General features: G+C 64.9%; 1 protein-coding gene. It reads left to right on the top strand.

The genetic code is table 11. The features are described from left to right. Nucleotides 1–89: 89 nt before the first annotated feature. Nucleotides 90–26,753, top strand: a complete 26,664-nt coding sequence (locus ACZI8Q_RS08525; protein ID WP_463373069.1) for a non-ribosomal peptide synthase/polyketide synthase — start codon at nucleotides 90–92, stop codon at nucleotides 26,751–26,753. Nucleotides 26,754–26,842: the final 89 nt, after the last annotated feature.

Raw genomic sequence — 26,842 nt, 5'->3', positions numbered from 1 at the left:
GGGCGAAAATACGGTGAGAGGTTGTGTCGCTGTGAAACGATAGTCCCTGTGCGCCCTGTTCGTGGCGAAGCGGTGTGGGGCGAGTCGCGGTGACATCGGGCGACTCGGCGAAGCCCGTTGTACCAGTGTCGGAGGCAGCGTGTTTCCCGCTGTCGTCCGCGCAGCGCGCGATGTGGTTCGCGCAGCAACTCGACCCCACGGTGCCGATGTCGATAGCCCATTACGTGGAGCTGTACGGTGAGCTCGACGTCGATCTGCTGCGGCAGGAATCCGTCGTGGTCGCGCGCGAGTTCCAGTCACCGCTTCTGAAAGTGGTCGAGATCGATGGCCGGCCGATGCAGTACGTGGACGACGAGACCGATATCTCGACCCCCTTGGTCGACTTTCGTGGCGAAGACGACCCTGTTGCTGCGGCACTCGAATGGATCGACCGGGACTGTCGAACCATCCTCGACCTCAGCATGGATCAGCTCGTCGAAACATCGATATTGCAGGTGGGGGACAGGCATTACCTGTGGTACGGCCGGATTCACCATGCCGCGCTGGACGGCCACGGGGCGATGACCTTGATCAACCGCATCGCGCACAGGTACTCGGCAGCAATGGCCGGTCGCCAACCGGAACCGAGCCGCAGCGTGCCCCTGCGTGAGCTCTACGCAGTGGACGCTCGCTACCGATCCTCCAACCGGTATATCGCTGATCAGAAGTATTGGAGCACCAAAGTCGAGGCTGTGAACGGATCGACTCTCGCTGAGCGGCCCGCACCCACATCGGCTGAGAGCCGAACCGTCAGTGGCGTGCTGTCCCCGTCCGGCAGCGTCGACATCGCGCACGCCGGAGGCCGGGCAGCGGTCCCCGCCGCGGTCACGATCATCGCGGCCTTCGCGTGTTACCTCTCGCGTGCCACCGCGAAAAATACCGTTCTCGTCCTTGTGCCGGTGTCCGGACGGACAACGGCGGCATTGCGCAACTCCGGCGGCATGATGGCAGGCGTCGCGCCTCTGCCGATCTCGATCGTGGAGTCGGACACGGTCCGGGATCTCGAACGGCGGGTTCATCGTGAATTGGTGGGCGCGTTGCGGCATCAGCGGTGCGGAATCGACGACATTCGCCGCGGTATCAACGGTGGCTCGAACACCGGACTGCACGGCCCGCTGATCAATGTGATGCTCTTCAAGCAGGACCTCCAACTGGGTCCGACGGTTGGCGCTTACAACATCGTCACCGCGGGTCCGGTGGAGGATCTTCTCGTCAACGTGTATCCGCGCGGCAGTCCCGCCCGAATCGTCGTCGCCTTCACGGCCAATCCCCAGCGGTACGAGGTGACACGGCTGCACGAGCATCACCGGGCCTTCGTCGAGCTGTTGGAAGAGTTCATCGCGGCGGACCCGGATGACCCGGTCTGGGCGGTTCATCGAGAATCGGCCCGTGCGGGCGTGCGGCTGCGTCGTCGGGAACAGCGACGCGAGTATTGGCGGGAACGACTGTCCGGCCTGCCCGAGTTGCTGAATCTGCCCACCGACCGTGCCCGGCCTCCCGTGCAATCGGGGGCGATGGACCGGATCAGCCTCTCGATCGGTGCGCAGGCACACCGCGATATACGTGCATTCGCCACGGAGCACGACACCTCTGTGTTCACCGTCCTGCACACCGCGTTGGCAGCGCTGCTGAGCAGACTCGGCGACACCGCCGATGTGGTCGTCGGTACCGGTGTCCTGGTCGGCGCGGACACGAACACAGTCGTGCTGCGAAGCCACGTCCGCCCTGGCTGGTCGTTCGCTCAACTGCTTCACGAGGTGCACAGCGACGACCAGGCGGCTTTCGAGTGTGGTGACGTCCCTTTCGAGGAGGTGGTGTGCAGTACCGGGGTACGCGATCGCCTGGACTATGCGCCGATAATCCAGGTGTTGTTTGCGTGCGGTGCCCCGTCGGCCTCCGCCATGGATGCGGTATCGCCTCATGGCGTTCGAGACCGAGTGGACCTACGGATATCGGCAGAGGAAGTCCTCGACGCCGAGGGGTGTCCAACCGGCATCGACATGACCTTCGAATTCGCGACCGACCTGTTCGATCCCGGGACGATACGTGGCGTCGGTGCACGACTCCACCGGGTTCTCGAGACCGGAATCGGCGATCCGGAGGTGGTCGTCGGCGATATCGAGATCTTGTCCGACCCAGAACGCGCCACCCTCGTGCCCGTCGCAGGTGCACCGGGGGAGTTCACCGGCACTTTTCCCGACCTGTTCTCGGCGGCGGTGCGGGCCAACCCCCACGGAGTTGCCCTGTCATCCGATGGTATCGATGTGACGTACCAAGAATTGGACGAGCGCTCGAATCAGCTTGCCCGGATCGTGCTCGACCGCGGAATCGGGCCGGACGACTTCGTGGCCCTGGGGCTGGTGCGCTCGATCGAGTCGGTGCTGTCGATGCTGGCGGTGGCGAAGTCGGGCGCTGCGTTCGTTCCCGTGGATCCCAGCTATCCCTCCGAGCGGATCGCTCACATGCTCGACGATTCGGGTGCGGCCTTGGGGATGACCGTCTCCGCCGTGTGTTCGCGACTGCCGGACTCGATTCCGTGGTTGACGCTCGATGACGAGCAGTTCCGGGCCGTGTGCGCGGCCCAGTCGGCCTCCACGGTGACGGACTCGCATCGGGTCCGGCGACTTCGCGCGGCGAACGCGTCCTACCTGATCTACACGTCAGGTTCCACCGGAACTCCGAAAGGTGTCGTGGTCACACACCGTGGCCTGAGCAGCTTCGCGGCTGAACAGCGGGCACGATTCCGGGCGAGCCGAACATCTCGGATTCTGCATTTCGCCACGCCGAGTTTCGATGGGTCCCTCTTCGAGTACCTGCAAGCATTCGGTGCCGGAGCGACCATGGTGATCGTGCCCCCCACCGTCTACGGCGGCAGCGAGTTGTCCCGGATCATCAGGTCCCAAGGCGTCACCCACGCATTCATGACCGCCGCCGCGCTCGGGACGATCGAACCGGACGACCTCGACCGGTTTCTGGATGTGGTGGTCGGCGGTGAAGCATGTCCACCGGAATTGGTGACGCGGTGGGCGCCCGGCCGGAGGCTGTGCAATGGATACGGTCCCACCGAAGCAACCATCATGACGAACATCAGCGAGCCGATGACTGCGAGCGGTCCGGTCACATTGGGGGGACCGCTGCGCGGATTCCGCGAGGTTGTTCTCGATTCTCGACTGCACCCGGTGCCGGCCGGGGTGGTCGGAGAGCTCTATCTTTCGGGTGAGGCATTGGCGCGTGGATACCACGGCAAACCCGATTGGACTGCGGAAAGGTTCGTGGCCAACCCCTTCGGTGATCCAGGTGACCGACTGTACAGAACGGGTGACCTGGTCCGGTGGGGACCAGATCGTGCGCTCGAGTACGTCGGGCGCAGCGACTTTCAGGTGAAGGTTCGCGGTTTCCGGATCGAGCCCGGCGAAGTCGATGCGGTTCTGCACAAGCATCCGGGCGTACGGACTGCGATGACCCTCCCACGGGCGGCGCCGGCCGGCGACACGGTTCTCGTTTCCTACGTACTGCCCCGGAAGGAGCGTGAACCCACAACCACCGCCGAATTGATGCGCTATGCGGGCGAGCAGCTACCGACGTATCTGATTCCGTCGATGATCGTGATCGTCGACCGGATTCCGATGACACCGGTGGGGAAGTTCGATCGTGCGGCCTTGCCGATGCCGGAATTCTCGTCGGCGGGTACCGCCTACCGCGCACCGGTGAGTCCGTTGGAGCAGTCTGTGGCGCGGGTGTTCGTGGATGTGCTGGGTGTACCGCGAATCAGCATGGACGACAGCTTCTTCGATCTCGGTGGGAACTCGCTCACCGCGACCAAAGTCATCGCTCGTGTCCGTGCGGTATCAGGAGTCGAGCTCGGTGTGCGAGACCTGTTCGAGGCTCCCACGGTGGAGGCGTTGACCACCCGGATCGACGGTGCCGCCGACCGTTCGTCTCTCCGCCCGGAACTCACGGTTTGCGTGCGGGAGGGTCGGATTCCATTGGCGCCGGCCCAGCAGCGCATCTGGTTCATCAATCAGCTCGACACCGAATCTCCGGCGTACAACATTCCGATGGCACTGCGCCTGTCCGGAACGGTCGACGTGGCGACACTCCGGGCTGCGGTGGCCGATGTCATCGCGCGCCACGAGCCGTTACGCACGGTATACCCGGCGTCGTCGAACGGCCCGCATCAGGTTGTGCTCCCGGTGGAGGAGGTTGTTCCGCATCTGGTCTCGTCGCTCGGTGATGGTGACGAGCAAGCGTTGCGGGCACGTATCGCCGACCTGACGGACCGCGGTTTCGACCTCACCGTCGAGGCGCCGATTCGCTGGGGATTGCTGCGTGAGTACCAGGACGAGCACGTATTGGTGATGGTGGTGCACCATATTTCGGCGGACGGCGCTTCCCTGGCTCCGCTTGCCCGGGATCTCGTGGCCGCCTACTCGGCGCATGCCGAGGGAGGTGCACCGGACTGGCAGCCGCTGCCGGTGCAGTACGCCGACTACAGCGTGTGGCAGTGGACTCTGCTCGGCAGCGCGCACGACTCCGACAGCATCATCACGGAACAACTCGAATACTGGAAGGCGGAGCTTTCCGGTCTTTCCGGTGCGGTAGCTCTGCCGTTCGACCGGCCGAGGCCGATGGACAGATCCTTGCGCGGGGAGAGCGTCCGGTTCGCGATCTCGGGGGCTGTGCATCGTGAATTGCTTGACCTCGCCCGAGCACACGATGTCACCACCTTCATGGTTGCGCACGCGACTCTGGCGGTGTTGTCCTCGCGGTTGAGTGGTTCGACGGATATCGCGATCGGAACTCCCGTTGCCGGACGGAGCGAGGAGGTGCTCGACGATCTTGTGGGGATGTTCGTCAACACACTGGTATTGCGAACGGGGATCGAACCGCACACCACCTTCGCCGAGTTGCTCGTTCGTGTTCGAGACAGGGACCTCGAGGCGTTCGCTCATGCGGACGTCCCCTTCGACAGCGTTGTGGACGCCGTGGCGCCAGGCCGCAGTACAGCATATTCGCCGCTGTTCCAAATATTCCTCGAGTTCCGGAACATCGACCGTGCGCGGGTGCAATTGCCGGGCCTCGTCGTCGAAGAGTTGGACGTGGAACCGAGTGTTGCCAAGTTCGATGTGCAAGTGGCGCTCTCGGAGCGATTCGACGAGTCCGGATCGGGTACCGGTATCTCGGCCACATTCACGTGCGCCTCGGATGTCTTCGACCGTGCCACGGTGACGCAGTTCGGTGAGCGTTTTGTCCGGGTTCTCGAGGCAGTGGTCTCGGATCCGGGAACGGCGGTGGGCGATATCGACATCCTCGGGCCTGGCGAGCGGGAGTTGGTGGTCGACACCTGGAACGGCACGGAGCACCCGGTTCCACACACCACCTTGGTCGACCTGTTCGAGGCGCAGGCCGCCCGCACCCCGCAGGCGGTGGCAGTCGTCGGCGGTGACCAGACACTGACCTACGCCGAATTCTGCGCGCGGGTGCACCGCATGGCCAGATACTTGATCGGGGTCGGTGTCGGGCCGGAAACCCTGGTGGCGATCGCGGTTCGTCCCTCGCGTGATCTTCTGGTGGGCATCTACGCCGTGCTCGAGGCGGGCGGCGGTTACGTGCCCATCGATCCGGACCAGCCGGCCGAGCGTATCGACTACGTGGTGGCGATGTCCGATCCGGTGCTGATTCTGCACGACGGTTCGAGTGCCCGTGCGTTTCCGGGGACCGCCACTGTGGTCGCGATCGACGGTCTGGAGACATCCGGGTTCGATTCGGGGCCGGTCCGTGAAGGGGAGCGTTCGCAGCCGCTGCGTCCGGAGAACGTGGCCTACGTGATCTTCACCTCCGGATCGACAGGCCGACCGAAAGGCGTTGCAGTGACGCACGCCGCGGTCGTCAACCGGCTGGTGTGGATGCAGGCCGCCTACGGGCTCGGACCCGATGACATTGTGCTGCAGAAGACTCCGGTGACGTTCGACGTGTCGGTGTGGGAGCTGTTCTGGCCACTGACTACCGGATCCCGGATGGTGGTTGCGCGACCCGGAGGTCATCGTGACCCGGACTACCTGGCGGACACGATCGCCGAGCACGCGGTAACGACGGTGCATTTCGTGCCGTCGATGCTCGCGGACTTCGCCGCTGCGCAGGCCGCGACCGAATGCACAGGTCTGCATCGGGTGTTCGCCTCGGGTGAGACGTTGCCTGCGCAGACGGCGGCGCAGATCCGGAAGCTGCTGCCCGGCGTACGGCTGCACAACCTCTATGGTCCGACCGAGGCTACGGTGGACGTCACCTACCACGAGTGCACCGCAGTCGACTCGAACCGTGTGCCGATCGGTTCGCCGGTGTGGAACACCGAAACGCTCGTGCTCGATACGAGGCTGCAACCGGTTTCGGTCGGGGTCCCGGCAGAGTTGTACTTGGCTGGAGTCCAACTTGCACGTGGGTACGCCGCCAGGCCGGAACTGACAGCGGACCGGTTCGTCGCCAATCCGTTCGGCTCACCCGGTCAGCGCATGTATCGCACCGGTGACGTGGTCGAATGGAACTCTTCCGGCGAACTGGAGTACCTGGGCCGAACCGATCTTCAGGTGAAGCTGCGCGGGCATCGCGTCGAATTGGGAGAAATCGAGTCGGCACTGATGCGGTGCGGGGGTGTGACTCGAGCAGCTGCGGTGCTACGTCACGACGAGTACGTGGGCGACTACCTCGTCGGGTTCGTGGTCCCCGGTACCCACTCGGATGTCGATCCCGCACGGGTGCGCCGAGAAGTGTCGCAGCATTTGCCCGGTCCGATGGTTCCTTCCACCGTGATGGTTCTCGAGCACTTTCCGCTCACGGCCAACGGTAAGCTCGACCGCAAGGCATTGCCGGAATCCTTCGTCGGATCCGCCACCGCCGAATTCGTTGCTCCGAGTAGCCCGTTCGAAGAGATCATCGCAGCTGGGATCGGCGATCTGCTCGGAATCGGCAGGGTAGGTGTGCGTGACGACTTCTTCGCTCTCGGTGGTAACTCCCTTCTCGCCACCCGATTGCTCGCGCGGATCAATGGTGCCCTGGGTGACCGGATCAGCCTTCGTGACGTGTTCGATGCCCCCACCGTCGGGGAACTGGCAGACCGCGCCTCGTCGACGCAGCGAGTACTTCGTCCCCGACCTCCATTGAGGCCTCGGGAACGCGGTAGCGAACTACCGTTGTCACCCGCACAGCAGCGAATGTGGTTCGTCAACCAGTTCGATACGTCCTCGTCTGCATACAACCTTTCGTTTGCATCGAATCTCGTCGGTCCACTGGACCTGCCCGCTCTGCGGGCTGCGGTGACCGATGTGCTTTCACGACACGAATCCCTACGGACTGTTTTCCCTCTCACCGACGAGGGCCCACGCCAGGTGATCGTCCCCGTATCGACTGCGGCACCGGACCTCGAGCCCGTCGAAATTCTCGACGAGGCGCGAATCGGTGAACGATGCAGGCAGGTGCTGTCCGCAGGATTCGATGTGACCGAGACGCTTCCGTTTCGAGTGGAGCTTTTCAGGGTCGACGTGGACCGGCACGTGCTTGCGGTGGTCGTACACCATATCGCGGCAGACGGGTTCTCTATCGCCACATTGGAGCGGGACCTCATGGACGCGTATGCGTGCAGGCGCAGCGGCATCGCCCCCGATTGGGCCCCACTCGAGATTCAGTACGCCGATTACGCACTGTGGCAACGCAAGACGTTGGACGCGGAGGATGAGGGTGGCTCACTCGCCTCACGACAACTGGCCTACTGGAGTAAGAAGCTGGCCGACCTGCCCGACGTACTGGAGTTGCCCACCGACCGCCCTCGTCCCGTCGTGCGTTCTCTGCATGGGCGCCGCATCGAGTTCGGTGTCGGCCCCCGAACGCATGCCGGAATCGTACGGTTGGCGAGGGAGCACGCGACGACCACCTTCATGATTCTTCACGCGGCCCTGGCGATCATGCTGGCACGTGTGAGCGATTCCGACGACATTACGGTCGGGACACCGATCGCAGGACGTGGCGCAGCCGCACTCGACGATGTGGTGGGAATGTTCGTCAACACCCTCGTCCTGCGAACAAGAGTGGACGGTCCCACAGCATTCTCCGATTTCCTGGCCGACGTGCGAGAAACGGACCTGGCTGCCTTCGATCATGCAGAGGTCCCGTTCGAACGAGTGGTGGAGGTTTCGGGGACTTCCCGTTCGACCGCCCATGCACCGCTCTTCCAGGTGATCATGGAGTTCCGTGATGCCGAACGCCCAGCACTCGAACTGGCTGATCTCGAAGTGCAGCCCATCGACCTCGAGATCGACACCATCAACTTCGACCTGGAATTGACCCTTGTCGAGAACACGGATGCCGCCGGCGCCCCGGCCGGGATAACCGGTGCATTCGGCTACGCGACCGACATCTTCGACGAGGACACGGTGCGCGGCATGGCCGACCGTCTGCGGCGCATTCTGGATGCGGTTACCGCGGACGCCGAATCCCGGGTCGGTGACATCGACATCCTCGGCTCGCGTGAGCGACTTGCGCTGACGTCGGTGGCGGGTGGTGCGGTACCGGAGGCCCGGACTCTGCCCGAGGTGATGACCGGCGCGGCTGCCTGCGCACCGGCGTCCACGGCCCTCCTGTTCGAGGGCCACGAAATCACATACGGGCATCTCGACCGGCGATCGAATCAATGGGCGCGCGTATTGATCGAGCGTGGAATCGGACCGGAATCCAGTGTTGCGCTGTGTATTACACGATCCCCTACGTTCGTTCTGGCGGTATGGGCAGTGGCCAAGTCCGGCGCCGCATTCTTACCGATCGATCCGGACCATCCGGCTGCGCGGATCGAGTACATGATTGCCGATTCCGGCGCCAGTTGCGGTCTGACCGTATCGCCGCTGGCCGACTCGCTCCCTGAGGTGTTGCCGTGGCTGTCGCTCGACGATCCCCGATTCGAGGACGGGTTGTCGAAGTATCCGGCGTCGGTAGTCACGGATGTGGAGCGCACGTCGAGGATCCGACTCGCGAACCCCGCCTACCTGATCTATACGTCGGGCTCGTCCGGTCGTCCCAAGGGGGTGGTCGTGACGCACGAGGGGTTGTCCTCGTTCGCAGCCCAGGAGCGGGAAACCTTCGCGACGACACCCGAATCGAGAACGCTGAATTTCGCCTCGCCCAGCTTCGACGCGTCGGTTCTGGAACTGCTGCTGGCGATCGGTGCCTCGGCCACGATGGTCATCGCACCTGCGTCCGTGTACGGAGGCTCCGAGCTGGCGCAGCTTCTGCGATCGGCGCGGGTCACGCATTGCTTTGTCACCCCGATAGCGCTGGGCTCGGTTGATCCCGCCGGCCTCGTCGCCCTCGAATGCGTGGTTACCGGGGGTGAGGTGTGTCCGACCGAGTTGGTCGCACGGTGGGCGCCGGGGCGACGGATGTTCAACGCTTACGGGCCGACCGAGGCGACGGTGGTGTCGAACATCAGCGATCCGTTGGTGCCCGGCGGTGGGGTTCCGGGTGCGCCGATCGGTATCGGCGCACCCACCCGTGGTTTCGCCGAGCTGGTACTGGACGGTCGCCTGCATCCCGTGCCGGCAGGTGTCGTGGGGGAGCTGTATCTCGCGGGTCCCGCCCTGGCCCGCGGCTACCATCGGAGGTTTGCGCAGACGGCCGGGTGCTTCGTGGCGAATCCCTTCGGTGCGCAGGGAAGTCGGATGTATCGCACAGGCGACCGGGCACGCTGGTTGCCGGGCGGCCGATTGCAGTATCTGGGCCGCGCTGATTCCCAGGTCAAGATCCGAGGATTCCGAATCGAACTGGGTGAGATCGAGGCGGCGTTGCTCGACTACCGGGGAGTGGCGCATGCGGTCGCACACGTGTGGAGCGGTAACGGCGGAGATCGTCTGATCGGTTACGTGGTGCCCGAGGCGAACGCGTCGCTCGACTCGAGCGCGGTCCTCGACTTCGTCGGTGACCGGCTAGCTCCCTATATGGTGCCTGCCGCGTTGGTGATACTCGACAAGCTACCGCGCACGGTCCACGGAAAACTTGACCGAACAGCGCTTCCCGCGCCGGTAGTCGCAGGCTCGAAAGGGCAGCCGCCGCGGACGAGAACGGAAGAAGTGCTCGCGGAACTGTTCACGGAGGTGCTCGGGCTGGACTCGGTAGGGGTGCACGACTCGTTCTTCGGTCTCGGCGGAGACAGCATCATGTCGATCCAGCTGGTGGCTCGTGCCCGGGCGGCAGGGGTGGGTTTCTCGCCTCGGGATGTGTTCGAGCACCGAACCATCGCCCGCCTGGCTACGGTGGCGCGATCGGACGGCGATGCCACCGAGGTTCTCGAAGAGCTACCAGGTGGCGGCGTCGGTCCGCTACCGCTCACGCCGGTAGCGCGTTGGGCGCAAGACCGCAGTGCCGATCACATCGCCCGCTTCTCCCAGGCACTGCTGTTGGCCACACCGAACAGTCTGACGCGCGAGGTTCTCGTCCGCGCGCTCGACGCTGTATTGGCCCGACACGACATGCTCCGTGCACGTGTGTCCACCGAGGGCGCAGAAGTGCTTCCTCCCGGCGTGGAGCCGGCGTCGGCACTGGTGAAGCGGGTGCTCGTCGCTTCCGTGGAGGGCGAAGACTTCACTACCCGTGCAGCTGCCGAACTCGAGGCGGCGGCCGACCGATTGGATCCGGCCACTGCCCACATGGTGCGGGCGGTCTGGTTCGACGTGTCCGGCGAGACCGGACGGCTGCTGATAATTGCGCACCACCTGGTGGTCGACGGCGTGTCATGGCGCATCCTCATCGAAGACCTCGCCCTGGCGTGCAGCCGCATCGAGGCCGGTTCGGAGCCGGTGTTGCCGACAGTGGGAACGTCGATGCGGCGATGGTCGCACGGTCTGTCCGACGCCGCGTGTCAGCGAACCGCCGAGCTCGAGCTCTGGGAAACGACTCTGGAGGGCCCCGATCCGCTCCTCGGCGCGCGGGAACTGGATCCGGCAATCGACACGGCCACGACTGTCGACACCGTCGATGTCGCCCTGTCGCCGAAGACGACTGCGGCCCTGTCGACCGCGATTCCCGAAGCGTTCCATACGGGCGTGAGTGACGGACTGCTCGCTGCCATCGCCTTGGCGCTGATCGCGTGGCGTCGCGATCACGGCGCCACCGTTTCGGAGGCCGTGCTCACCCTCGAAGGGCATGGACGTGAGGAACAGATCCTGCCCGGTGCGGATCTGTCCCGGACCGTCGGATGGTTTACCAGCGTGTATCCGGTGCGGTTGGATCTCACGGGCATCGACGTCGACGACGCGCTGAGAGGCGGCGCCGCCGTGGGCCGGCTGGTCAAGTCCGTCAAGGAACAATTGCTCGCGTACCCGGACCATGGGATCGGCTTCGGGCTGCTGCGATACCTGGATGGCGAGACATCGGGGCCGCTGAGTCGTTTCCGCACTCCGCAAGTGAGTTTCAACTATCTCGGCAGGGTGACCACCACCGAAGGAACCGAAGACTGGCTGCCGGTGAACAGCACCCTCACCGGAACTCGGGACCCCGATATGCCCGCAGTATCCGTCATCGACATCAATGCCCTTGTCGAGGTGTCTCAGGAAGAACCCCGGCTGCAGGCGTCGTTCGCCTTTCCCGCTGGGCTTCTCGACAAGGATGACGTCACCGCGCTGGCACAGTGGTGGAGCCGGGCACTCGACGGACTGGCCGTGTATGCCTCGAGGCCCGGAATGGGTGGCCTGACACCCTCGGACATTGCGCTGGTTTCGGCGAATCAGGAGCAGATCGAGCAGTGGGAACAACGGTTTCCGACAGTGCAGGACGTGTGGCCGTTGTCAGCGCTGCAGTCGGGCTTACTGTTCCACGCGTCGCTGGCCGCGGAGTCGAACTCGCTGGACTTGTATACGGCTCAGTTGCGGATTCATCTCGTGGGTGTGGTCGATTCGGAACGCTTGCGCGGCGCGGCGGCTGGACTCGTGGCGCGCCATCCTGGCTTGCGGACCGCCTTCGTGTACGACGAAGGCCTGCCCGTCCAGCTGGTGGTGGGGTCGGTGGAGATACCTTGGCGGGAGGTGGAACTCGCCGCGGATGGAGACGACACGGAGTCGGAGCTCGCGGCGGTTCTCGACGAGGATCGTCGTACCCGATTCGATCCAGCACGGCCGCCACTGCTGCGGCTGACGCTCGTCCATACCGGTCCGGGACATTTCGTGCTGGCTGTCACCAATCACCACATCGTCCTCGACGGCTGGTCGATACCGCTACTGGTGCGGGAGTTGCTGATTCGCTACGCCGACCACGGTGAACTGGTCCGCCTTCCGGAATCCCCTTCGTACCGGGCATATTTGGAGTGGGTCGCGAGCCGAGACGCAGACCTGTCCGCTCGGGTCTGGGAGAACGCGCTCTCCGGCGTCGAGAAGCCGACGCTGATGGCGTCACATGCAATTCCGGCACTTTACGGTGCGCCTCACGAACTCGAGGTCGGTGTGTCCACCTCGGTTGTCAGTGCTCTTGCCACAGTGACCGAGCGTGCCGGCGTCACGATGAACACGGTGATCCAAGCAGCATGGGGCGTGCTGTTGTCGCGTTTGCTTTCACGCGAGGATGTGGTGTTCGGTGCCACTGTGTCCGGCAGGCCGCCGCAGTTGCCGGATGTCGAGAACATGCTGGGACTGTTCATCAACACGGTGCCGGTGCGGGTGAGAGTGGACCCGGACGAAAGTATCGGGGCGTTGCTCATCCGTTTGCAGGACGAGCAGACAGTTCTGCTCGACCACCACCATGTCGGGCTCGGCGAGATTCAGTCACGAGTGGGACTGGGAACTCTTTTCGATACGCTGTCCGTGTTCGAGTCGTACCCGATCGATACGTCCGGATTGGACGAGAACACCGATATCGACGGCATGCGGGTAGACGGTATCGAGTCTGGTGACGCCACACATTATCCGATCACCCTGGTGTCGGTTCTCCGACCGGAGTTGCGCTTGACTTTGCGCTACCAGCCGACGGCCATCGACCGATACCGGGCCGGAGCGCTCGCCGGCAACCTGGTCCGCATCCTCGAAGCGGTCGCCATGAACATGGGTATCAGAGTGGGGGAGATCGACATTCTCGACCCGCACGAGCGGCAACTGGTGGTCGGTTCCTGGAATGCAACGGAGCATCGCGTGGGCGAGAGGACGTTGGTCGAGCTGTTCGATGCACAGGTGAAACGCACGCCGGAAGCACCGGCTGTGGTATTCGCGGGGGCCACACTGTCATATGCCCGGTTCGCTGCGCGAGCGAATCGGCTGGCCCGGTATCTGATCGAGGCGGGGGTGGGTCCGGAGTCGTCGGTGGGTATCGCGATGCCACGTTCGGTGGATCTGCTGGTGGCTGTCTATGCGGTGCTCGAGGCGGGAGGGGCCTACGTACCGATCGATCCACAGCAGCCCGCCGAGCGCGTCGAGCATGTGGTGACGACGGCGCAGCCACTGGTGCTGCTGATCACGTCCGGCGATCACGTGGCGCCACCGGCCGGGGTCTCGGTCGTGGAGGTGGACACCCTGGATTTGTCCGGATTGTCGGCCACCCCGGTCGACGATGAGGATCGAATCTCGCCCCTGAACCCGCACCATCTGGCGTATGTGATGTTCACTTCCGGGTCGACCGGTCGCCCGAAAGGGGTCGCCGTTACGCATGAGGCCGTGGTGAACCGGCTGTCCTGGATGCAGGATCGATATGCATTGCTTTCCGATGATGCAGTGCTGCACAAAACCCCGGTGACATTCGACGTGTCGGTGTGGGAACTGCTCTGGCCGTTGATCTCCGGCGCGCGCTTGGTGGTCGCCGAGCCGGACGGACACCGCGATCCGGCATATCTCGAACGGGTGATCGTCGAAGAGTCGGTGACGACCGTGCACTTCGTACCCTCGATGCTCGAAGTTTTCCTGTCCGGGGCGGACGCGTCGACACCGTCACTGCGAAAGGTGTTCACGAGCGGTGAGGCATTACCAGCGGCAACTGCGCAACGCCTGCGTGCCGTGTACGGAGCGGAGTTGCACAATCTGTACGGGCCCACCGAGGCCGCCGTCGACGTGACCTTCCACCAGGTTACCGATCAGGATGCGGAGACCGTCCCCATCGGGGCACCGGTGTGGAACACCCGCACATATGTGCTCGACACGCGGCTACGTCCAGTGCCGGTGGGGGTGACCGGTGAGCTGTATCTGGGCGGCATCCAATTGGCCCGGGGGTACCAGGGCCGGCCCGATCTGACGGCAGAACGATTCGTCGCCGATCCCATCGGAAGCGGCGGAGCGCGCTTGTACCGTACCGGCGACCGCGTCCGCTGGTTACCGACCGGCGAGCTGGAATACCAGGGCCGTAACGACTTCCAAGTGAAGTTGCGCGGCCAACGCATCGAACTGGCGGAGATCGAGACTGCGTTGCTGCAACACGACGGTGTTGGGCAGGCGGTGGCGCTACTGCGGCATGACGGGCCGGGTGGCGGCTTTCTGGCCGGGTACGTGGTCCCGGACGGTGATGCCGCGGTGAATGCGGGAGCTGTTCGTGCGGCCGCCGCGGCCAAGCTGCCGCAGTTCATGCTGCCCGCCGTGATAGTGGTGCTCGCGGAGCTTCCGGTGACCGCGAACGGAAAGCTCGACCGAGAAGCCTTGCCGCAGCCACACACCACCAAGGCGTCGTATCGCCGCCCCCGAACACTCGAAGAGAAGGCAATCGCGGAAGCGTACGCGGACGCCCTCGGCGTCGATCGTGTCGGCGGGGACGACAGCTTCTTCGAACGCGGTGGCGATTCGCTCAGCGCTGTCCGGGCGGTGACACGCATCAACGGCGCACTGGGGGCGAGCCTCGGGGTGTCGGCATTGTTCGACGCGCCAGTGGTGTCCGATTTGGCCGACCGGATCGAGCGGGCGCCGACCACGGATTCCACCCTGGCGGGACCGGTTGCACGACCGCGCCCCGACCGAATTCCGTTGTCGCTGCCGCAGCAACGCATGTGGTTCGTCAACAAGTTCGATACGTCGTCGTCGGCGTACAACATTCCGGCCGCCCTACAGTTGGATGGAGCGCTCGACCCGAACGCATTACAGGTGGCAATCGTGGACGTCGTCGACCGGCAGGAGTCGCTGCGGACAGTGTTTCCCGGTTCGGCCGACGGGCCACGGCAGGTGATTGTCGATCCTGCGGTCGCTGTCACCGACCTCGAACCCGTCCCGGTGTCGGATGACACGCTGCGAGAGGTCTTGACCACCTTCTTCGATACCGGGTTCGATGTGTCGGAGGAGATTCCGTTTCGGGTGCGGTTGTTCCGGCTCGGTTACCGGCGTCATGTCCTCGCCATCGTGGTCCATCACATTGCGGCCGACGGTGCGTCGATGATTCCGCTCGTGCGGGACCTGATGCTCGCCTACACCGCACGGACGCAGCACCGGCCGCCCGGCTGGGAGCCGTTGCTGATCCACTACGCCGACTACAGCCTTTGGCAGCGGGAGATGCTGGGCACGGAGCGTCGGCGCGAGTCCGTGATATCGGAACAACTCGAGTACTGGACCCGGGTGCTCGCGGGTATTCCCGGCGTGCTGGCACTGCCGGTGGACCGGCCTCGCCCGGCGCAACGGTCCTACCGTGGAGCGGTCGTTTCCTTCGAGATTCCGTCCGCTACACATCGCCGTCTCGTCGAACTCGCTCATGAGCACGGTTCGACGGTGTTCATGGTCCTGCACGCCGCATTGGCCGTTGTGCTGGGGCGAGTATCGGGAACCGGCGACGTGGTGGTGGGGACTCCGATCGCGGGACGCGGTCACGGGGTACTCGACGACGTGGTCGGGATGTTCGTCAACACCTTGGTGCTGCGCACGCCGGTCGCGGCGCGATCCTCGTTCGCCGAACTTCTCACCGAGGTGCAGTCTGTGGACCTGGGGGCGTTCGAGCACTCTGACCTTCCGTTCGAACGGTTGGTGGATGCATTCGCGCCGGAGCGGTCCACTGCGCACGCGCCGTTGTTCCAGGTACTGATCGAGTTCCAGAACGCCGCTCGGCTGAACCTGGAACTGCCCGGGCTTCGCGTCCGATCGCTCGACGTCGACCTGGATGTCGCCAAGTTCGATCTGCAACTGAGCCTGGCGGAAAGGGCCGACGACCAAGACGAGCCGGCCGGCATCAGCGGCGGCATCCGCTATGCGACCGACATCTTCGATCGTGCATCGGCGGCAGACTTTGTGGAGCGTTTCGTGCGTGTGATCGATGCCGTGACCGTCGACTCCGCGGTCACGGTGGGCGATATCGACATCCTGCGACCGCACGAACACGAATTCGTGCGAATATCAGCGCATCGCCGGGGCCTCGATATTCCCGAGGTGTCGTTGGTGGACGTGCTCGACGCGGTGGTGGCGTCGGATGGCGATGCGGTTGCGGTGAGTTGCGACGGCTCGCCGACGACGTACCGGGAACTCGACGCGCGGGCGAACCGGCTTGCGCGGGTGCTGGTGGCCGACGGGGTGGGCCCGGAATCGTTGGTGGCCGTGGCCATCACCCGCTCGGTCGAGCTGATCGTGGCCTTGCTGGCGGTGACGAAATCGGGGGCCGGCTACCTCCCGATGGATATTGCTGCTCCGCCGGAGCGCTCGGCTTTCCTACTCCGCGACTCGAGCCCGAGGTGCGTGCTCACCACGAAGGCCGACGCCCGAACCTCAGGGTTCGAGGGCATCCCGCTGCTCGTTGTGGACGATCCGGCGACGCTCGATGTGGCCCGTCGTCTCTCCTGTTCGCCGGTGACGGATCGAGATCGCTGTGCGCCACTGCGGCCGGATTCGACGGCATATGTGATCTACACCTCCGGTTCCACCGGATGGCCCAAAGGGGTGGAGGTCACGCACCGAAACGCGGTCGCGCTACTGACAAACACGCGGACATTGTTCGAGTTCGGATCGGGGGACGTGTGGACAATGTTCCATTCGGCGGCATTCGACTTCTCGGTGTGGGAAATGTGGGGGGCGCTCGCGCACGGTGGCCGATTGGTGCTGGTGGACTACTTCACGGCACGATCACCCGAAAAGTTCCTCGAACTATTGCGCGAGGAACGCGTCACCGTCCTCGCCCAAACCCCCACCGCCTTCTATCAGTTGGCGGAGGCAGACCGTCTCGCGAGCGCTTCCGGGCTTTCGTTGCGGTATGTGATCTTCGGTGGGGAGGCGCTCGACTTCGCGCAGTTGCGGGGCTGGCGATCGCGCCACGGCACCACTGCGCCTGCTCTGGTCAATATGTACGGCATCACCGAAACGACGGTGCACGTCAGTCATCTGTCGATCGGCCGGACCCTCGTGGAGGAGCACACCGCGTCGGTGATCGGCCGGGGTCTGCCCGGAATGCGCGTGTACGTGCTCGACGGGCGACTGCATCCGGTTCCGCCTGGTGTCGTCGGGGAACTGTACGTCTCCGGGACCCAGGTTTCACGGGGGTACCTCGGCCAGTACGCCCTCACGTCCGCCCGCTTCGTTGCCGATCCGTTCGTACCCGGGGCACGAATGTATCGGTCCGGCGATCTCGCTACCTGGAACCGTGCCGGGCAACTGGAGTACCTCGGCCGCAACGACCAACAGGTGCAGGTGAAGGGCTACCGGATCGAACTCGGTGAAGTGGAGTCGGCGCTTCTGGTGTGCCCCGAGGTCGCACAGGCGGCGGTGAGCGTGTCGGGGGACCGGCTGGTGGCCCATGTCGTGCCGCAGGCGGGTGCCGCGATCGACCCGGCGACGATCATCGACGCGACTGCGGAACGACTCGCCGCACATATGGTTCCCGCTGCGGTGGTCGTTCTCGACGAGATGCCGCTGACAGTGAACGGCAAACTCGATCGGAAAGCGTTGCCCGCTCCGGACTTCGGACAGCGGGTAACGGTGAGCCGCGACCCGGCCACCGCAGCCGAACGTCTCCTGGCGGGTTTGTTCGCGGAAGTTCTGGGCCTGAGTTCGGTGGGTGTCGACGACTCCTTCTTCGCTCTCGGTGGGGATTCGATCATGTCCATCCAGTTGGTCGCCCGTGCCAAGGCCGCCGGGTTGGGCATGACGCCGCGTGACGTGTTCGAGCGCAAGACTGTTGCCGGTCTCGCGTTGGTGGCCGGAACCGGTGACGAGGCCGTGGTACTCGACGAACTGCCAGGGGGCGGGGTCGGCGAGATTGCCCTGACGCCGATCATGCGGTGGATGCTCGACCGCGGTGGAGATTTCCGCCGGTATTCGCAGTCCGCACTGTTCGCCCTTCCTCATGCGGTGGACGAGGACGCCCTGATGTGGGCCGTGCAGGTGGTACTGGATCGGCACGACCTCCTGCGGGCACGTTTGCACCGCGCTCCGCGCAGTGAGGTGGGCTGGTCGATGGAAGTGCAGCCCGAAGGGTCGGTGGGTGCGGCGACCGTTCTCCGGCGAAGCACGGGAGAGGATGTTCGCGTCGACTTCGACCGTGCGCTCGACCGGCTCGACCCCGAATCGGGTGTGATGATGCAGGTGGTCTGGGGCGCGGGGGACGGACGTCGTGGCCGTGTGCTGATGGTTGTGCACCATCTGGTGATGGATGGTGTGTCCTGGCGGATACTGGTGCCCGACCTCGTCGCTGCGTACGAGCAATCGGGGATCGGGCCGGTGGCGACCGCACCGCCTGCGACCTCGATGCGCAGGTGGGCGCTGGCGCTCGTCGACGCAGCGAACGAACCTCACCGCATCACCGAACTCGGGCTCTGGCGCCAGATACTCGAGGCGCCCGACCCGATGCTGGGTATGCGCCCGGTGGCCGCGTCGGATACCGCCCGCACTGCCGCGACGGTCGAGGTGAATGTTCCGTCCCGGTTGACCGAGCGGCTCCTGACGACCGTGCCGCAGGCCTTCCACGCCGCCGTGGGCGATGGTCTGCTGACAGCACTGGCCATGGCACTGATCCGTTGGCGGCGCGGTCGAGGGATCGGGGTCGACGACGCGTTGGTGAGCCTCGAGGGGCATGGCCGCGAAGAGCAGGTGGCGCCGGGAGCGGATCTTGCCCGGACCATCGGGTGGTTCACGACGATCTTCCCACTGCGATTCGATCTGCAGGGAGTGAACCTCGACGACGCATTCGCCGCAGGACCCTCTGTTGGGACGGCGATCAAGATGGTGAAGGAACAACTACTTGCCGTTCCCGACCACGGCATCGGATTCGGTCTGCTCCGATATGTGAACACCGATACGGCGGCGCTACTTTCCGCGTTACCGAGTCCCCAGATCAGCTTCAACTACCTGGGCCGCTTGGATCGGACCGCGGCCGACGGCATGGCGGGCTGGGCGCCGGTCGACGAGCCGGGACTGGGATCGGTGGACGCTGCCGATATTCCGGTGGCGTCCGTCGTCGACGTCAACGCGATGACCCGCGATTCGGCTGGGGGATCTCGACTGATCTCCACGTGGACCTACCCCCGCGGGATCCTCACGGAAGAAGCGGTCGGGGAGCTCGCACAGCTCTGGGTTCGAGCGCTCGAGTCCCTTGCCGTGCACGTCGAGTCGGGTGGCGGTGGGTTCACCCCGTCGGACTTCGATCTTCTCGAACTCCGACAAGAGACCGTCGAGGAGCTCGAAAGTCGTTGTCCCGACGTGACAGATGTGTGGCCGCTCTCGCCGCTGCAAGCCGGCATGCTCTTCCACGCCGAACTTGCCGCGGACTCCCTGGATGCCTACTTGGTGCAGGTGAGTCTCGAACTCGTCGGCACCGTCGATTCGGGGCGACTGCGCCGGGCAGTCGATGGCGTGCTGGGTCGGCACGCCAATCTGCGAGTCGCTTTCCTTCACGACGCCGACGGCCGTGCTGTTCAGGTGGTCCGGCGGGGCGCGCGGGCGCCCTGGCGGGAGGTGGACCTGACGGACTACGACGACAACGCGACAGCGTCGGAGGTCGAACGCCTGCTGAGCGAGGACCGGGTCCGCGCATTCGATATGAGCGCAGCCCCACTCATTCGGTTCATGCTGATCACGACGGCTCCGGGTCGATTTCGGCTGGTGTCGACCAACCATCACATCCTGCTCGACGGCTGGTCGATGCCGCTGTTGGTGCAGGAACTGTTGACGTCGTACGCCGCCGACTCGGACCCGCCGGTGCAGCCCCTCACACGCGGATACCGCGACTACTTGACGTGGATGTCACACCGCGATCTGGACGCCTCCCGGAAGGTATGGGCCGAAGTTCTCGCCGGGATCGACGGGCCGACCTTCCTCGGGGATGGAGGGAAGGGACGCGAGGACCAGAGACAGCGGCAGTTCACCACGACCCGCGAATGGGTGTTCGATCTGGATCGAGGCCGGACCGACCAGCTCCGCGAGGTCGCGCGTGCGCGTGGTCTGACGGTCAACACTCTCCTACAGGTGTCGTGGGCAATGGTGCTGGGTGCGTTGACTGCCCGCGACGACGTGCTGTTCGGCGCCACCGTCTCGGGGCGACCGCCGGGGTTGCCGGGGATCGAGACGATGATCGGGCTGTTCATCAACACCGTCCCGGTGCGGATCAGGCTCCGTTCCGAGGAGACGGTGGGTGCCCTGCTCGACCGGGTGCAGGCCGAGCAGGCCATGTTGTCCGATCACCACTACCTCGGCTTGGTCGATATCCAGCGCGCCGCGGGGGAGGGGGTCGGCTTCGACACGTTGACGGTGTTCGAGTCCTACCCTGTCGACCGCGCCGGACTTACCGACGCGACCGAGTGCGCCGGGATGCACGTCACCAGCGTGGACGCGCGAGATGCAGCACACTATCCACTGAGCCTCGTGGCATCGGTCGACACTCGGTTGCACATGAAGTTCGAGTATCTGCCCGATGTGTTCGATGCGGACGCCATCCGCGACATCGCCGGACGACTGGTGCGCGCGGTCGAGTCCTGCACGCGTCCAGAGCGGCAACTGGCCGCGTTGTCACTGTTGTCCGACCGTGAGCGCGCCGACTTGATGCCACTGAGCGGACTCCCGGGTGAATCGAACCGGACGATGGCCGAGATCCTCGAAGCGGGGGCGACGCTCGATCCCGGCGCCATCGCACTGTGCTACGAAGACCAGGAGATGACCTACCGTGAGCTGGCGGAGCGGTCGAATCGTCTCGCCCGAGCACTCATCGCACGCGGCGTCGGCCCCGAAACCTTCGTGGCAATAGGTATTCCGCGGTCCCCGGAGTCCGTTGTGTCGGTATGGGCAGTGGCCAAGACAGGGGCGGCGTTCGTGCCGGTCGACCCGAACTACCCGGACGAGCGCATTGTGCACATGCTGGCCGATTCCGGGATCCGCATCGGCCTGAGCACCATGCAGCACCGTCGACGACTTCCGGACACCGCCGATTGGCTTGCTCTCGACGATGCCGGCGTCGTCACCGAATGCACGCAGCAATCGGCTGCCCCGGTGACCGACGCCGATCGCACCGGTCCGATCACGTTGGATACGGCTGCCTATGTCGTTTACACCTCGGGGTCCACGGGCGTTCCGAAAGGGGTCCTGGTCACTCATCGTGGGTTGGACAACTTCGCGGTCGATCAGCTCGAACGCTTCCGGGCGACACCGCGGTCACGCACACTGCATTTCTCCACACCGAGTTTCGACGGGGCGGTGTTCGAGTATCTGCAAGCCTTCGGTGCGGGCGCCACGATGGTGATCGCACCGCCGACGGTGTTCGGCGGCGACGACCTCGCGTACTTGCTGGCGGACCGAAACGTCACACATGCGTTCATCACTACCGCAGCACTGGCCTCACTCGATCCAGCCGGTCTGACACAGCTGACTGACGTGGTGTTCGGTGGTGAGGCGGCTCCACCCGAACTCGTCGCCCGCTGGGCGCCGGGCCGGCGACTGCACAACGCGTACGGGCCCACCGAGACCACGATCATGTCCAACATCAGTGATCCGATGGTGCTCGGAGAACCGATCACCGTCGGCGGTCCGATTCGCGGAGTGACGGCACTGGTGCTCGACGCTCGGTTGCAACCGGTACCCGCGGGTGTGGCAGGCGAGCTGTATCTGTCAGGTGGTGGTCTTGCGCGCGGGTATCATCGTCGACCGTCCCTCACCGCCGGAAGGTTCGTCGCGAACCCCGCTGATCCCGGTGCGCGGATGTACCGCACCGGAGACATTGTGCGCGTCACGCGTGAACACCACATCGAGTATGTGGGGCGCGTCGACTTCCAGGTCAAGGTACGCGGATTCCGCGTCGAGCCCGGCGAGATCGACTCCGCACTCATGTCGGAGCGAGATGTCGGGTTCGCGGCCACCCTTGCGCTCCGCGGTCCGGCAGACGAGACCGTGCTGGCGTCCTATGTGATGTCGGTCGCGGACGGCACCATCGATGGTGCCGCACTCCGGCGGTGTCTGGCACAGCGTCTTCCGTCCTACATGGTTCCTTCCTCGATCACGGTCCTGGATCGAATTCCGCTGACCGCGGTGGGCAAGCTCGACCGCGCGGCACTGCCGGCACCGGATTTTCGGTCCGGAATCGGAACCGATAGGGCGCCGGTCGGTCCGATCGAAGAGTCGGTGGCCGAGGTCTTCGCAGACGTTCTCGGTTTCGAGCGGGTCGGTGCCGAGACGGCGTTCTTCGACCTCGGCGGCAACTCGCTCAGCGCCACCCGGGTCGTCGCACGGTTACGGACATTGCTGGGCACCGACTGCGGAGTGCGCGATCTGTTCGAGGCACCCACAGTGGCGGAGTTTGCGCAGCGGATCGGGCGCGGCGCACGGTCGGCCGAACGTCCGGCGCTGGCGGCGCACCCTCGTCTCGAGGCGATTCCGTTGTCGTTCGCTCAGCAGCGGATGTGGTTTCTCAATCAACTCGACATCACCTCGGCCGCCTACAACATTCCGATCGTGATGCGGCTGCGCGGCGATCTTGATCTGGGAGCGCTGAACTCGGCGCTCACCGACGTTCTCGAACGTCACGAATCGTTGCGAACGATGTTCCCGTTCCTCGGGGACCGCCCGTTTCAGCAGATCCTGCCCCCCGCTGGTGCGGTGCCGGCGCTCGAGCCCGTCGCAGTATCGGAGCAGACTCTGAGCGAGGAGTTGACCAGGCTGAGCTCGGTGGGGTTCGACGTCACGGTACAGCTTCCACTGCGGGCAGGACTGTTCTCGCTCTCCGCCACCGAACATGTTCTTGCTGTGGTGGTCCATCACATCTCGGCCGACGGCTCTTCGATGACTCCACTGGTAGGTGACGTGATGACCGCGTACGGTGCCCGCGTGGGCGGCGGCGCACCCGACTGGGCGCCACTACCGGTGCAGTACGCCGATTACACTCTGTGGCAACGAGAGCTGCTGGGTTCGGAGAAGGACCCCGAATCGCTGATGTCACGACAACTCGATTACTGGACCACAGCACTGGCGGGCACCCCCGACCTTCTGGAATTACCCATCGATCGGGACCGCCCACCCCAACAGTCCTTCCGCGGAGGGCGCGTCCGTTTCTCGGTCAGCAGCGAACTTCACCGACGAACCAGCGAGTTGTCGCGACGTCTCGGCGTCACCGAGTTCATGATCGTGCACGCGGCGTTGGTGGTTCTGCTTTCTCGCCTGGGGAGAACCTCGGACATCGTGATCGGCACCCCGATCGCCGGGCGAGCAGAGCCCGCGCTGGACGATCTGATCGGCATGTTCGTGGGAACTCTGGCCCTGCGCACGCAGGTCCGGGCGGCGAAGTCGTTCACCGACCTGGTTGCACAGTGCCGGGACGTCGACCTCGGTGCTTTCGCACATTCGGATGTTCCCTTCGAACGGGTGGTCGACGCGGTCGGGCCCAACAGGTCGACCGCGTATGCGCCGCTTGTGCAGGTCTCCCTCGAATTTCAGAACAACGAACGACCGACGCTCACCTTGCCGGGACTGGAAGTGCAGGCAGTGGATCCGGGGCTTGCCGTCGTCAAAGTGGATCTCGAATTCCTCCTTGCGGAGGAGTTCGACGCCAGCGGTGCGCCGGCCGGGATGACCGGTGCGATCGACTTCGCCACCGATCTCTTCGATCCCGGCACCGTCCGTGGCTTCGCCGACCGTCTCGTGCGGGTCCTCGACGCCGCCACCGATGATCCCTGCCTGCCGATCGGTGATCTTCCTTTGCTCGACGAGGGGGAGATCGAGGAGTTGGTGCCCGCCAGAGGCGGCCCGGACGTGCGCCCCCGACTGTGGCCCGATCTCCTCTCGGCAGCCGCAGACCTTGCCCCGGACTCGGTGGCATTGTCCTGCGGTAGCCGCCACATCGATTACCGCACGCTCGACGCGCGGTCCAACCGGTTGGCGCAGGTGCTGCGGCGCCGTGGGGCGGGGCCGGAGACGTTCGTCGCGCTCGGAATGCCGCGTTCGATCGAAGCGGTGGTTGCGATCTGGGCGATCACCAAGACTGGGGCGGCGTTCGTTCCAGTCGACCCCACCTACCCGCGTGAACGGATCGACTACATGCTCACCGACTGCGGGGCCACCATCGGTCTGAGCGTGCGGGACTTTCGGGACGAGCTGCCCGACACCGTGCCTTGGCTGGTGATCGACCACGAGCACTTCATCGAGCAGATGGAGACGGAGTCGGCGGCACCGATCACCGACGAGCACAGGACGTGTCCATTGCGCCTCGCACACCCGGCCTATCTCATATACACATCGGGCTCGACGGGAAGGCCCAAGGGGGTCATCGTTACTCATCGGGGTATGGCCGGACTCGCTGCGGAGACACGCGAACGTTTCTCGGTCACGCACGATTCCACGGTTTCGCAACTGGCGTCCCCGAGTTTCGACGCATCGGTGTTCGAGTTGGCGATGGCGTTCAGTGCGTCGGCGCGGTTGGTGATCGTCCCGTCCACCGTGGTCGGTGGCGACGAATTGGCCCAGGTGCTCCGCAGTGAGCGGGTAACGCACGCCACCATCACACCCACCGCGCTGGCGGCTCTCGACGGCGAGGGCCTCGAGTCGCTTCGTGTGCTCGACCTGGTGGGGGAGGCGTGCCCACCGGAGGTGTTGGCGCAGTGGGCACCAGGCCGCAGTGTCCACAGTGGGTACGGTCCCACGGAGACCACCGTGCAGGCGAGTGTGAGCGCACCGATGCGGTCAGGTGAAGCCGTGAACATCGGAGCTCCGGCCGTCGGATTCGCGTTCATGGTTCTCGACGAACGACTGCAACCGGTGCCTGCCGGAGTGCCAGGCGAGTTGTACATTTCCGGACCCGGATTGGCTCGCGGCTACCACGATCGTGCGGTGCTCACCTCGGAACGTTTCGTGGCCTGTCGATTCGGCGGTCCTGGATGCCGGATGTACCGCACCGGGGACGTGGTGCGATGGCGAGGCGATCATGTCCTCGAGTACCTGGGGCGTGCCGACTTCCAAGTCAAGGTTCGGGGCTTCCGTGTCGAACTCGGGGAGATCGACGCGGTGCTCGCTCGTCACCCGGATGTTGCTTTCGCTGCCACGATCGGTCGTACCGGACCATCGGGCGAGATCGCGCTGGCCTCGTACGTGCGGCCGTGGGACGGGCAGAGTGTGGACCCCGCCGAATTGCGCACGTATGCCGCGGAGTGCTTGACGAGTCATATGGTGCCCACGTCACTGGTCGTGCTGGACCGAATCCCGATGACACCGGCGGGCAAGCTCGATCGGAAGGCTCTGCCCGCACCCGATTTCGAATTCGCCGGAGCCGAGTTTCGCGCCCCGGCCACGGATACCGAGCGAATGGTCGTGCAGGCCTTCGTGGAAGTCCTCGGGGTGAGTCGCGTGGGCACGGCGGACAGCTTCTTCGATCTCGGTGGGAACTCCTTGCTCGCCACCAGAGTGGCGCACTACCTGCGCACCGGGCCGAACCGTGTGATTCCGCTTCGATGGATCTTCCTCGACCCGACCCCGGCTGGGATCGCCCGACGTCTCGACGTCCCCACTCTCGGAGGTGCCGACACCGCAGCTGAGCTCGCGGTGCTGATCCGATTGCGAGGACACGGTAGTGGAAGGCCGCTGTTCTGTGTACATCCGGCTATGGGGCTGTCCTGGGGCTACTCCGGTTTGATGCAGTATCTGCCACCGGGACGGCCCGCCTACGGGCTGCAACTGCCCATGATCAGTGGCGACGGCGAGTACCGGTCGATCGACCAGTTGGCACACCGCTACGTGGAGGAGCTTCGGGCAGTCCAACCCACCGGCCCGTACGATTTGCTCGGGTGGTCCCTCGGCGGTCTCATCGTTCACGCCGTAGCCGTCGAGTTGCAAAGCTGGGGCGAGGAAGTCGCAACGCTGACGGTCATGGACAGCTATCCCCATGTCGGCGACGTGAATCGGTCCGGCGGTGACTTCGGGGTGCGGGATCTTCTGTGGGGGCTCGGGATCGAAGTCGACGTAGGTCGTGAGATGACTTACGAACATGCTGCTCGGCTGATAGACGAGTCGTTCGGAACAGGAACCGGAGTGCGCGGGCGTGACCTCGAGGCAATCGCGGCCGGGTATCGGAGTTCCCTGCATCTCGGACAGCAATTCGCGCCCCAGGTCTACGACGGGAACATGCTCATCGTGTCGGCCGCACGTAACGGCGACTCTGCCGACCGGTCTCGTTCGGTTCCTGCTCGCTCGGTACAGCAGTGGCGACCGTTCGTGACCGGCCGCATCGAAGAGCTTCCCGTCGACTGCGAACACAACGCGATGCTCGAACCTGCCGCCCTGGCAGTCATCGGACCTGCACTCGGCTGCTACCTCCGTGATCGCACGCTCGGGCCGCAGCGATGACCGGCGACGCCTGGCACGGCATTGAACCGGACCGCAGCCACGCTCGTGCGTTCCGCCGCGCGAGCATGTCTCGCGCGGCTAGCGTGATA

Source organism: Rhodococcus quanlei, from assembly GCF_055231015.1.
The sequence above is the reverse complement of the archived record's forward strand: the minus strand, read 5'-3'. Positions and strand labels throughout refer to the sequence as shown.